The 13,592-nt window shown below is 32.1% G+C and carries 8 protein-coding genes; 6 read left to right on the forward strand and 2 right to left on the reverse strand.

Annotation, left to right across the window (positions count from 1 at the left end; genetic code table 11):
• Positions 1 to 366: 366 nt before the first annotated feature.
• The 3 genes from V9L04_RS12045 (at position 367) to V9L04_RS12055 (ending at position 8,813) form a co-directional block, all read left to right on the forward strand.
• Positions 367 to 3,648, forward strand: coding sequence for a two-component regulator propeller domain-containing protein (locus V9L04_RS12045; RefSeq protein WP_338790059.1), 3,282 nt, complete (start codon positions 367 to 369; stop codon positions 3,646 to 3,648).
• Positions 3,649 to 4,144: 496 nt separating this feature from the next.
• Positions 4,145 to 7,333, forward strand: a complete 3,189-nt coding sequence (locus V9L04_RS12050; protein WP_338790060.1) for a TonB-dependent receptor — start codon at positions 4,145 to 4,147, stop codon at positions 7,331 to 7,333.
• 28 nt (positions 7,334 to 7,361) lie between these two features.
• Complete coding sequence (locus V9L04_RS12055) at positions 7,362 to 8,813, forward strand: RagB/SusD family nutrient uptake outer membrane protein (RefSeq protein WP_338790061.1); 1,452 nt, start codon at positions 7,362 to 7,364, stop codon at positions 8,811 to 8,813.
• Positions 8,814 to 8,950: 137 nt separating this feature from the next.
• Here V9L04_RS12055 and V9L04_RS12060 read toward each other — a convergent pair whose 3' ends face one another.
• Together V9L04_RS12060 and V9L04_RS12065 are read right to left on the reverse strand one after the other, a co-directional pair.
• Positions 8,951 to 9,946 (reverse strand): hypothetical protein, encoded by a 996-nt coding sequence (locus V9L04_RS12060; protein ID WP_338790062.1) that lies wholly within the window; start codon positions 9,944 to 9,946, stop codon positions 8,951 to 8,953.
• Between the two features lie 52 nt (positions 9,947 to 9,998).
• Positions 9,999 to 10,778 carry a septal ring lytic transglycosylase RlpA family protein gene (locus V9L04_RS12065; protein WP_338790063.1) on the reverse strand — a complete coding sequence of 260 codons (780 nt, stop codon included), beginning with the start codon at positions 10,776 to 10,778 and terminating at the stop codon, positions 9,999 to 10,001.
• Between the two features lie 260 nt (positions 10,779 to 11,038).
• On the opposite strand from V9L04_RS12065, the gene V9L04_RS12070 reads away from it, so the two are divergent.
• The 3 genes from V9L04_RS12070 (at position 11,039) to V9L04_RS12080 (ending at position 13,513) form a co-directional block, all read left to right on the forward strand.
• Positions 11,039 to 11,386 carry a DUF3817 domain-containing protein gene (locus V9L04_RS12070; RefSeq protein ID WP_338790064.1) on the forward strand — a complete coding sequence of 116 codons (348 nt, stop codon included), beginning with the start codon at positions 11,039 to 11,041 and terminating at the stop codon, positions 11,384 to 11,386.
• Between the two features lie 14 nt (positions 11,387 to 11,400).
• Positions 11,401 to 11,760 (forward strand): hypothetical protein, encoded by a 360-nt coding sequence (locus V9L04_RS12075; protein WP_338790065.1) that lies wholly within the window; start codon positions 11,401 to 11,403, stop codon positions 11,758 to 11,760.
• 64 nt (positions 11,761 to 11,824) lie between these two features.
• Complete coding sequence (locus V9L04_RS12080) at positions 11,825 to 13,513, forward strand: amidase family protein (RefSeq protein ID WP_338790066.1); 1,689 nt, start codon at positions 11,825 to 11,827, stop codon at positions 13,511 to 13,513.
• The last annotated feature ends 79 nt before the right edge of the window (positions 13,514 to 13,592 follow it).

Below are 13,592 nucleotides of genomic sequence, written 5' to 3' on the forward strand. Positions count from 1 at the left end.
ATTATTTTTATAGATGGAAATGAATATGCAAAATTAGGAAACCCTTTTTCAAACTCAAAACAGAAATAACGTTTGTTTATTTAAGGTTATTGATTTTTGAGAAAAGAAATTACACAGAAATTATAAAATTTATGGTTTAGTAGTGGATTTTTACCATTATTTTAAGCAACTTTGTCTGTTGAGAAGTTTATTAACTTCAAGATAAAGATATTTGCTTTCTATATCATTCATTTTTCTGCTTTTACTTTTTTGAATACTTATAAAGAAAATATAATTTTTACTCTAAAAACTCCTTATAGAACACTCTTTTTAAAACACAAGTTTTCAAAACGTTTCTTGACGATTTTGTATTCTATGGTTTTTATAATGAGTTGTTTTGCTTTGCAGAGTATATTTTCTACTTCGTATGCACAAAGCAATATGTCTTTTGAGCATATCACTATTGATGAAGGACTTTCTCAAAATACACCTAATATTTTCTTTCAAGATTCTCGTGGCTTGCTTTGGATAGGCACACAGGATGGACTTAATATGTACGATGGAATAAAATTTCATCATTATAAAAGAGCTGTCGATGATGTAAATTCTATTTCGGATAATCTTATTCTTTGTATTACAGAAGATAAAAAAGGAAATATATGGATAGGAACTGAAGGTGGCTTGAATGTTTTTGATTTTTCCAAACAGCATTTTACTAGATACAGAAACAATCCAATTGATGAGACCAGTATTATCAGCAATACTATTCGTTCGCTTCACTGCGATAAAAATGGAGAAATTTGGGCAGGAACAGATGAAGGGCTAGTTCATTTTATGGAAGATTCCAAAACTTTCGAAGTTTTTAGAGAAAAGAATCTTGATGAGTGTATTGTTCGTTGTTTTTTAGAAGATAAAAATGGAACATTATGGGTAGGAACCAATGCAGGTTTAGCGGCCTTTGATAGAAAAACAAAACAATTTGAAAAACGAGGATTTAAGAGAGATGCTATCAATGGGATAGTAATAGATAATACAGGTAATATTTGGGCAGGTGGAGCATCAGGACTCTTTAAGAGAACTTTCTTAACTTCAAATTATATAGATGTCGTTCAAAATAGATATTTAACTATTAACAATGTTTTTTTGGATAGTAGAGGATTGCTTTGGCTCATGACAAACGATGGTTTGCAGTATCTAAAACCTTGGCAGAGTTCTCCTCGTCTACGTGTTATTCGTTCTCGTAATACAGACCCTTCTAGTCTTTCTTCGAATGATATTTTGGCTATGTTTGAAGATCAAGCAGGTATTTTTTGGATTGGTACAAATGGCTATGGCATCAACAAGTTTGACAAAAATAGAATAAAGTTTGATACCTATACAGTATCTCGGACGGGGTTGAGCGATAATACAGTACGTAGTGTTTTAGAAGACCATCATGGTATTCTTTGGATAGGAACAATACAAGGACTAAATAAATATAAAGAAGGAATGGAGCAGGTTTCTGTTATAGGAATTATGGCTAGAAAAGGAATTTATGCTTTATATGAAGATAATAAAAATCAAGTTTGGGTAGGAACAGTTGAAGACGGACTTTATGTATTTGATAATAATCAGTCTAGTTTGGGAGCAAATTTTAAAAAACGATTTACTACAAAAACTACAAAAGGACTTTTAAGTAATTCTATTCGTGCAATTTATCAAGATAAAGCTGGAACAGTTTGGATAGGAACAGATAAAGGAGGTCTTTCAAGATATGATGAAAAAACAAACTCATTTAAAGCCTTTGTTAATGAACCAAATGTTCCAAGTTCTTTGTCCAACAATAGAGTAAGAGGTATTTATGAAGATTCAGAAGGTACTTTATGGGTAAGTACTTATGGTGGTGGACTCAATAAATTTGATTCAAAAAATGAGATTTTTTCTGCCTATAAGAGTGATGTAAATGATAAATATAGTATCAGTACAAACCGAGTATATCCTGTTTATGAAGATGACAGAAATCATTTTTGGGTCTTGACCTATGGTGGAGGACTAAATTCTTTAGACAGAAAAAGTGGGAAGTTTAGACATTTTACAGAAGAGGACGGACTTCCAAACAATGTATTATATGGAGTCTTAGAAGACTCTAAAAAGAATTTATGGTTTAGTACAAATAGAGGAATTAGTAAATTTACACCTTCAGATACTACTTTTGTTAATTTTGGGGTAGAAGATGGATTACAAGCTAATGAGTTTAATTCAGGTGCTTATGCAAAAGGGAAATCTGGAATGATGTATTTTGGTGGAATCAATGGACTTAATTATTTTCATCCTGACAGTATACAAGGAAATAGTTATGTCGCACCTATTTTATTTACTGACTTTCAAGTCAATAATAAGAAAGTAGAAATTGGAGATAGTAGTATTATTCAAAATCATATTTCTCTTGTAGAAAAAATACAGCTTAATTATAATCAAAACTCTTTTTCCTTTTTCTTTGCTTCTTTACATTACTCTTTTCCTCAAAGAAATAAATACAAATATAAGTTAGAAGGATTTGATGCTGATTGGATAGAGTCTGATAGAGGAGAAGCACAGTATACTAATTTAGATGCAGGTAATTATACTTTTTTGGTAAAAGGCTCTAACTCAGATGGAGTGTGGAATGAAAAACCTATTTCTGTTGAAATTTCTATCACAGCAGCTTGGTATAATAAAATTGAAGCAAAAATTGCTCTTGGAGTAATTATTCTTTTAATTCTCTATTTAATTTATAGATGGAGAATATGGCGAGTAGAACAAAAGAAAAGACAGCTAGAAGAAAAAATTGCATTACGTACTCAAGAACTTACTAAAGAAAAAGAAAAAGTAGAAGAGCAAAATACACTAATAGAATCAGCTAATAAAAAAATAACAGATTCCATTCGCTATGCACAACGTATTCAAGATGCTATTATCCCTTCAGAAGAAGAAATGGTAGATGCTTTCACAGAACATTTTGTGCTTTTTCAACCTCGTGATATTGTAAGTGGAGATTTTTATTGGGCTTGGAAAAAGAATGGTACAAGTCAGTTTGCTGTTGTAGATTGTACAGGTCATGGTGTTCCAGGGGCAATTATGTCTGTTGTTGGCTTTGCTATGCTTGAACAGACCACAAAAGTCAAACAAATCAATGAACCAGCCAAAATTCTAACTGAAATGAATTCAGGAATTGTAGATTGGTTGAAGCAAAATGAAGGAAATGTTTTGCACGAAACAGGAAAAATGTGGAAAAGCCGTGATGGGATGGATATGTCAATGATTAGCTTAGATAAAGCAAATCGTAAAATAGTATTTTCAGGTGCAAAAAACTCTTTATTTTATACTGAAAATGGAAAAATCAAAGAAGTAAAGGGAGATAGATTTTCTATTGGTGGAACTCTGCTCAAACAAAAACAAAAAACATTTACAGACAAATATATCAGCCTTCAGAAAAATGACATGGTTTATCTTACTACTGATGGATTTTTGGATCAGTTTGGGGGAGAGGATAGTAAAAAATTCTCTAAGAAACGTTTCATAGGCTTATTAGATAAAATACAACACCTACCTCTTCAAGAACAGCAAAAGAAGCTACAAGAAAGCTTTGTACATTGGCAAGGACTGCAACGCCAAATTGATGATGTACTTGTAATTGGGATACGAATGTAAATAGCACTTCTACGTTAGTGTTTTAATATAATAGGTCAACAAATATACTAGTAATCCTTTCTATATAAAGCGTATTAATAGTTTGATAAACAGTGAATTACACAATTTAAATACCTCTTTGATAGTTATTTTTATAAAATTCTGTGAAAATCATTTTGTCTTAATATAAATTTTGACTTAATTGCGTTCAGAAAAATTACCTTTTGTTAAAGAATATAAGAGAGTATCTTGAAGAAAAAAGCATATTTTAAATAAAAATAAATTATTTTAATTGTTTTTTATTTAAAATTTCTTATCTTAGTAGTCCCTTCAGTTCTAAAATAACAATACAGCTATTTTTCCTGCTTAATTTATGATAATTAGTTATTATAACTCATTTTAGATTTATCAGATATTAGAGATAAATTCAAATGTTTTATTTAGATAACTATCAAAATAAATATACCCTCCGAAAATTAATTTTTAAATTTTTCATTAACAAATAATCAATTTACTCATGAAGAGAAAATTATTACTTAGTATAATGTTGATGTTCTTGCTTGTTAGTTCAGCATGGGCACAACGAACAATTACAGGTACTGTAACTTCTGAAGAAGGATCATTACCAGGTGCTACAATTCAAATCAAAGGAACAACACAAGGTACACAAACTGACATGGAAGGAAAGTATACTCTTACTGTTCCAGAAGGAAGTGATGTACTTGTATTTAGTTTTGTAGGCTTTACTGCCAAAGAAGAAACAATTGGTAACCGTACAGTTATTGATGTTGTTTTGACAGAAGGTGATGCACTTAGTGAAGTAGTAGTAACTGCTTATGGAACTCAAAAAAGAGAAGCTCTAACAGGATCAATTTCTGAAGTTAGTGCAAAACAAGTTTCTGACCTTCCAAGTGGAAACGTACTTCAAGGACTTAATGGTAAAGTTGCTGGTGTTCAAATTATTCAACAAAGTGGACAACCAGGTAGTTCTCCAACAATTCGTTTTAGAGGAATTGGCTCAATTAATGCTTCATCAGATCCTCTTTATGTAGTAGATGGAGTTCCTTTTTATGGAGATATAAATACTATCAATAACCAAGATATTGAAAGTATTGTATTCCTTAAAGATGCTTCTGCTGCTGCTCTTTACGGAAGTAGAGGTGCAAATGGTGTAATTATCCTTACTACTAAAAAAGGAAAGAATAATAAAGTACGTGTTACTTTTGACACTCGTATAGGTATTTCTACTAGAGGTATTGCAGATTATAATGTAATCACAGACCCAGCTAAATATTATGAAGCTCGTTTTCAAGCAATTCGTAATGATTTAATTTTAGCAGGAGAAAGTGCTGCAGATGCTTCTTCACAAGCTTCTGAATTTCTTATTACAGACACTGATGGTGTATTAGGTTATCCATTGGGTTATAATGTATATGATGTGGCTGATAATCAAGTAATTGACCCTACTACTGGAAAGTTAAACTCTAGTGCTAATTTACTATACCAAGAAGATTGGTCTGATGAATTATTCCAAACTAATAGTACATATTTACAATCTTATGTGTCGTTAGCTGGTGGTAGTGATGCTACTGATTATTATGTTTCATTAGGATATGATGATAATATCGGATATATCATCAACTCTGGTTTTGAGCGTTATACAGGTAAAATGAGAGTAAATACAAAAGTTAATAAATATATTGACTTAGGTGCAAATATCAATTACTCTTATACTTCACAACGCAATGTAGATGGAGACGGAACAACTGCTTTTAGTAATCCTATTAGTTTTGCTCGTAATATTGCTCCTATTTACCCAGTATATGCTTATGTAGATGGGCAACAAGTAAAAGACGCTAACGGAAATCCTTTGTATGATGATGGTACAGGTAGAGTTACAGGAGTTGCTCGTCCGTATGCATCATTACAGAATCCAGTAGCTACTGCACAACTAGATGTAAATCGCAATAACAATAACAATGTTTTTGGTACTACATATGCTAAAGTAAATTTCACAGACTACTTAAACTTTACTTATAATGTTGCTGTTGATTTGAGAGATAGAGCTATCACAGAATTTGATACGCCTCAATATGGTGATGCAGCAGGTGATGTGAATGGTCGTTTGAATGAGTATGCTATTCGTAATCTCAATGTTACGCAACAACAAATACTTAATTTTGACAAGTCTTTTGACTTACACAACATAACAGCACTTTTAGGACACGAGTATAACTCTCTTAATTTCCGTTATTTACAAACTCATAAAACTAATTTCCTTTTACCAGAAGAGCCTATTATGGACTTTGGTGCAAATATTCAAGGTGTAAATGGTTTTGAGCAAGATTATAACGTAGAAGGTTATTTTGCTAGAGTAATGTATGATTATAATGAGCGTTATTATTTCAATGCAAGTTTCAGAAGAGATGGTTCTTCTGTTTTTGCTCCTGAAAATCGTTGGGGTAACTTCTATGGACTAGGTGCTGCTTGGAGACTTTCTCAAGAAGAGTTTTTGGCAGGTGTAACTTGGTTGAATGAGCTTAAATTAAAAACAAGTTATGGAGAGCAAGGAAATGATAACCTTCTTTATCCAAGTGATACAAGAAAAAGTGGCTACTATGCTAACAGAAATTTCTATCCATATAGAGATCAGTTCCAAGTTGTTCCAAGTGATGGAGCATTATCTGTTCAGTTGGCTTTCTTAGGAAATAAAAATATTTCTTGGGAAGTAAACAGAAATTTTAATGTTGGCTTTGACTTAGCTGCTTTCAAAAATCGCTTAAATGTAAATGTAGAATATTTTACTCGTACTGTGTCTGATATGCTTTTTGATACACCACTTCCTTTATCTACAGGAAATCCATCTTTTCCAGAAAATGTTGGTGATATGGTAAACAGAGGTATTGAACTATCTATGAGTGGAGATGTATTGAAGACCAAAGATTTTTCTTTAGGAATTTCTGTAAATGCAACACATTTTCAAAATGAAATCACTCGTCTTCCTCAAGAATTTATTGATGATAGTCAGTTCCGTTTAGAGGAAGGACGTTCTAGATATGAATATTTCTTGAGAGCATATGCTGGATATAATCCTGAGAATGGTAACACAATGTGGTACAAAGATGTTCTTGGTGATGATGGAGAGCCAACTGGTGAACGTGAAACGACAGAATTATATGCTGAAGCAACAGAATACTTTACAGGAGAAGATGCTATTCCAGATGTATATGGTGGTTTTGCATTTGATTTTAGATATAAATCATTTGATTTGGGTCTAAATTTTGCTTATCAAATAGGTGGAAAAGGTTATGATGGAGTATACTGGGGACTTTATGATATGACTTCTTTAGCTGGTCGTAATATTGTTGATGAAGCATATGGTAATACTTGGACTCCAGAGAATACAACGGCTGAATACCCTAGATTAAGTGCAAGTTCAGCTCCTAATAACTACTCACCTTCTGACTTATATTTAGTAGATGCAAGTTATTTGAGTTTGCAAAATGTTAGTTTAGGCTATACTTTTGATAAATCAATTACTAATAAGCTAAAGGTAGCTTCTTTAAGAGTATTTGCACTTGCTAATAATGTAGGGATTCTTTCAGCTAGACAAGGATATGATCCTAGACTAAGTCTTACAGGTACAAGTTCTAATGAGTTTAGTATCATGAGAACAATGACCTTTGGTTTGAATGTGCAATTTTAAATGTTCAACTTTAAACTTTAATTAAATTATGAAAAAGTGGATAACACTAGCAATTCTGGCAGTAGGTTTTACTAGCTGTGCAGAAGATGCTTTAGACACAGAAAATAAAGAATTCGTAGCTCAAGAACAATTACAAGCTTTAGCAGCGAATCCAGAATCATTACTTACTTATACAAATTCTGTTGAGGATGGTACTAATTCTTTTCTTAGACAATATAAAACATATCAAGGTACAACAAGCTCATCTCACGATGATTATGGACAAAAATCCATTGAGTTCGGTCTTGATTTAATGTCTGAGAATACGCCAATGCTCGTAAATCAATGGGCAAGTGGGTATTATACATATACAGGTAGAGTACAAGAAAGCAGAATAACTACTAAAGTATGGAATTTTTACTATACAGTAATTAGAGATGCTAATCTTATTTTGGCTACTACACCTGCTGATATTGAATCACAAGAACTTCGTTATACTAGAGGTAGATTATTAGCTTTAAGAGGTTTTTCTTATTTCAATCTTATTCGTTTGTATGCTGATGGTGAAAAAGGTATTCCTTTGAGAACTTTAGAAGCTAATCAAGATGAAAGAGTAGCAACTTCAGTAATTGTGGCTCAAGCAAAAGCTGACTTAGAAGAGGCATATGACCTTTTGGGTGGTTTTGCTAGAACATCTAAAGTTCAAATAGATCAAAATGTAGTAGCAGGTATTTTAGCTAGATACTATCTAGAATATGGGAATTATGCTCAAGCAGCCACTATGGCTAGACAAGCATATAACTCAGCTGCTCCTGACACAGAAGCAACCTTGTTAGATGGTTTTGATGAGATTACAAGTCCTTCTTGGATTTGGGGTGCAGAAATTACAGCTATTACTTCTGGTATTTATGCTTCTTTCTTCTCTCAAGTAGGTACGCTTAATCCAGGTTATGCAGGACTATTGGGACACTATAAAGCTATAGACAAGCGTCTTTATGATAAACTTTCACCAACAGATATACGTACACAAAACTGGTTTGCAGAGCCAGGTAATGCAGATTATCCTGCCTATGTAAACTTTAAGTTTGTGGATGCAACTTTCTTTGAAGGTGATTATGTATTTATGCGTACAGCAGAAATGTTACTTATTGAAGCAGAAGCAAAAGCTCTTAATGGAGATAATGCGGGTGCACAAGCAGTATTATCTGAGTTTATGGCAGTAAGAGATCCTCAATATACTGCTTCTAGTAATGTAAATAACAGTGTATTGGATATGATTCGTACTCAAAGAGGAATTGAACTTTGGGGTGAAGGTTTTGCATTCTATGATATGAAACGTTGGAACAATGCTTTAGTACGTGATTATCCAGGTAGTAACCACCCTGCATTTGGTAAGAATTTAAACTATCCAGCTAACTCACCTAAATTCCAATTACAAATTCCTATAGCTGAGCTTAATGCAAATCCGTCTATTAACGCTGCTGATCAAAATGCTCAATAAAAATAAGTAAAACTTATTTGTTTGATCAATAGAAGCATTTTAGGACAAAAAGTAGATCAAAAAACTACTAAGAATTCACTTTCTTAGTAGTTTTTTTAGTTATATACAAGCCGTTTTTTTTTGTGTCTTAAACTCTGTTATTTCCTATGTAGAATATAAAAGCGACGATATAAGGTAATATATATTTCGTCGTTATTAGTTTTTGCAATGGTAAAAGATTCATTCCTTTTACCATTTTTTATTAAAAATATATTATAAAAAATTAATTCCTTTCTAACTTTCTGTAGTTCTTTTATCTCTTTATAAAATTGTGTTGTCAAGCGTTTGGGTTGCTTATTATTGAATGTAGAAACAAAACTATACTCCCAATAATATTTCGCATTTGGGAATGCTCTTGCCGAAGAAATATTATACAAATAATTCTCATTATTTATTTTGACTGAATCCTTTGTAAACTGTATGAGTAAAGTGTCTATTTGATATTTTGAGTATCCACTTGTATCAATTTGATTAGACTTGTTAGCATACCAAGTTCCATATATTTCTTTTAAGGTTGTATCAGAGGTAGTCCACTTTACACAGTAATTGCATCCTAAAGGTAGGTTTATATTAAAATCAATAGGAGGGTACTCAAATACTTTCAAGAAAAGTTCTATAATATATTTTGCTCTGTGTGCATAAGCATTTTCCATCTTCAACCAAACTACTCTATTCGAATCAACAAAAATATGATTTGGTTTCTTATTTATACCAAAATCACTAACAAATTCTATTGTCATTAGCTCATTGAAATAATCTGTCGCTTCTTCTTCTGTATCAAAAACATACACACTAAAAGGAACAAGTTGCTTATGAAAATACTCAACATTATTTTCATTGATTATTGTATCAGTGTTGATATTAAATTTGTAGTCTTTTCTTCCCCAACCAAATGTTTGGAAATATGAGTTGATAGAATCGCCATATTCTTTCAACTTTTCATAGCGATAAGGATTTATTTCTTGCTTTGCCACAGTATCATTAACTAAAACAGTATCAATAATTGCATTAGTTTTCTTAGATATTTTTTCTACATTTCCACCGTTTTCTACTCTTGTATTACAAGAAAACAAACAAATTAGCCATAACAGCAAAAATGTAGATTTAAACTTAATCTTGCCGTTGTCGGTGTCCCACCGACAACTATCAATCATTGAAATGTGCCTTAGGAAAACACCCTCTAAAACCTTTTGAATCTAATGTTTTGGCAAAGTCTCCTGCTTGTGTAGCATTCATATCTCCTACTGAAACTCTAAAAAGACGTTGCGAACGGTCCTCTGTCCAACTGACACGAATATAAACTTCATCAAAACCTGCTTCCATTGCATCTTTTCCTTTTTGTACAGCATTTTTCAAGTCTCTATAACTTCCAATCTGTACACCAAAATCTTCTGGGTATTTTTCTGTTCCCCAAATACTATAAATTCTAGGAAGATATTTATTTTTCTTTTGGGCTTTCTTGATATTAACTTTTCTGCGTGGTTTTCTTTTGCCTTTTTGTGTTTCCGAACCTTGTGGAGAAAGTGTTTCGCCATCTGCACCTGCACGTAAAAGACGAATTTCTATATCTACTACACCATCACGAACCATATCTAACTTTTTAGCTGTAGCATAAGAAAGATCAATGATTCTACCAGGTTTGAAAGGACCTCGGTCGTTTACTCGTACGATAGCTGTTTTACCATTGTTTTTGTTGGTCACTTCTACCAAACTATTAAATAATATTTTCTTGTGGGCTGCTGTTGCATCATACATATTGTATTTTTCGCCACTTGCTGTAGGTCTGCCGTGAAATTTTGTTCCGTAATAAGAGGCTTTTCCGTTTTGTGTATAACCTAGTTTCTGATAATCGTATTCGTTTGTTCCACTCAATTGCAATAATGCAAAAGGCACAACAGCACAGTAAAAAATGTGTTTTAACTTCATAAAAACAGTAAGGAGATGGAATTTTGGATAGAATATTTTTGCTAAAAAAGAATAAATTAAGTCTATGAATCACTTATATTCTATTTTAGGAGGAATTAGTTATGCTAATTAGTGATTTTTAAAGAAATTTGCAATTTTAAAACGCTTATTTTTGTATTCTATTTCATACAAATTGGCTAAAAGTGCTACATTTTATAAAAAACCTCATTTTTAGCCCATTCATCAATCAATATTTCACTATAATTAACACTATCTAATTCATGAAAAATCCTAAAACGACAAAATTAGACTCTAAACTACTTCAATTTTTACGTATTCTTGGTGTGGTAGAAGGAATTTCTTTTCTAGTTATTCTTTTCGTTACAATGCCTCTCAAATATATTTGGGAAATGAGAGAACCTAATCAGATTGTTGGGATGGCACATGGAGTTTTATTTATTGCTTACTGTGTTTTAGTTGTAATTGTAGGTTATAGATTCAAATGGAAACTACTTACCATTTTTTGGGCGTTGTTGGCTTCTGTTCTTCCTTTTGGAACTTTTGTAGCTGATGCTAAGATTTTTAAGGAAGAGCAAGAAGGTGATATTTTGCCATTAGATAAAAACTAATTATAAAAAACTTTATGGCTTATCAATTAGACTTAGAAAGAGGATTTTTACACCTAAATTTATCCTATCAAGATGATACAGAATTCATTGAAGAACACGACGAAATTTTTGATAAAATTCAAGGCTTAGATACTATTAGCTTATCTAAATTTGAAATAAGAATAAACGAAGTAGATAATGCAATAAAAAATGTAAAGGATATTCTGTTTCTCTTATTAGTTAATATTTTATCAGAAATAGAAACAATCTCAAAAAACAAATTTCCTGCTACTGTTTTTTGGTACTACAAAACTGAAGAAGAATTAGAAATGGGTAACGAAATAAATGATGTTCTTGATGAAAATGTAGAATTTGAATTTATAAAAGTAACCTAAACTTTTCTCTAAAAAACGTAACTTTCAAAATATTCTACAAATCCCCTCTACACCCTCAAAAATCATGAAATATACAGTCTTATTGCTTTTATTATTTGTCTTTGCGTGTCAGTCCTCTGACCAAAAAAACGAAGAAAAAAACGAAACTACTTCTGAAATTACAGAAACAACCTTTACTATTTCACAATGGAAATCCTACGATGAATCTGAAGAAATTGCTCAAAATGCTGCTCACGAATCATCACGAATGCAGTACAAACTCATTCAATCTAAAATTTTAGATAAAAATGATATTTGGAAAAACGTAGCTCCTCAAATCAGTAATTTTTCAGAAGAAGAATATCAAAAACTAAAACCTTTGATTTTGGAACAAAATATTCCAACTATTCAAAATCATATTAAAGAAGGTAATTTAAGTTATGAAAAACTGGTGCAATGGTATTTGTACAGAATTGTAAAATACGAAAACGATAGAGAAACTTCTCTTCACACTATTATTTCTATCAATCCAAATGCAGTAGAGGAAGCTAAAGAAAAAGATAAATCAAAAGACAATCAGAACCATGCTATTTTTGGAATGCCTATCTTACTAAAAGATAATATCAATTTTGATAAGCTACCAACAACAGCAGGAGCAGAAGCACTCAAAAATAATATGACTTCAAATGCTTTTATAGTAGAGCGCATACAAGAAAAAGGAGGAATTATTTTAGGAAAGGTCAATCTAAGCGAATGGGCAAATTATTTACATGATAATGGACCTAATGGGTATAGTGCAATCGGTGGACAAACGCTAAATCCTTATGGAAGAAAACAGTTTGATACAGGTGGTTCTAGTGCAGGAAGTGGAACATCAGTAGCTGCAAATTACGCCGTTGCAGCAGTTGGAACAGAAACGGCAGGTTCTATTTTGTCACCAGCTAGTTCAAATAGTGTTGTTGGTTTGAAGCCTACTATAGGTCTTTTGAGTAGAAGTGGAATCGTTCCTATTTCTAGTATGCTAGACACACCAGGTCCAATGACAAAAAATATAACTGATAATGCCATTTTATTATCTGCAATGACAGGCGAAGATGCAAAAGATAGCGTAACAAAAGTACAAACAGCACAAACAAAATACAATCAAAACTTAGAAATAGATTTGAAAGAAATGCGTTTTGGTGCAAACAAAGCATTTATGGAGGATTCTCTTTATCTTTCTATGATTGAAAAAGTAAAATCTTTGGGAGCAGAGGTAGTAGAGTTTTCGTTTGATGAGATGAATTTTGATGATTTTCTGCAACTTTTAAATGCTGATATGAAGCGAGATTTGCCTTCTTATTTTCAAAATTATACAGGAAATTCTATTTCGTTTACTTCGGCAAAAGATATTGTAGCATATAATCTTCAAGATACTTTGGTTCGTATTCCGTATGCACAAGCTCGTTTTGATGGAATTGTGGCAGACAAAACTTCTGATGAAGAATTAGAAAAATTGAAAGTTAGTATGAATACAGAAGCAGTCAATCTTTTTGAAAAACCAATAAAAAAATTAAATCTTGATTGTATTTTGTCTATCAATAACTGGAATGCTGCTGAAGCTGCACTCGCAAAATATCCTTGTTTGACTCTTCCAATGGGTTACAGAGCTACTGGAGAGCCTACTGGAATTACGCTCATTTCTCGTCCTTTCGAAGAGCATAAATTACTGCAAATTGGCTTTGTAATCGAAAAGGCTACAAAAAGTAGAAAGCTACCTAAAGGATATAATTGATTAGGGCAACCTATAAAGTTATTTCTCTTTCAGGACTAGACATAATTTTGTAGTTTTAGATAAACAAACACACAACACA

This window comes from Bernardetia sp. MNP-M8 (genome assembly GCF_037126285.1).
Lineage (GTDB): Bacteria > Bacteroidota > Bacteroidia > Cytophagales > Bernardetiaceae > Bernardetia.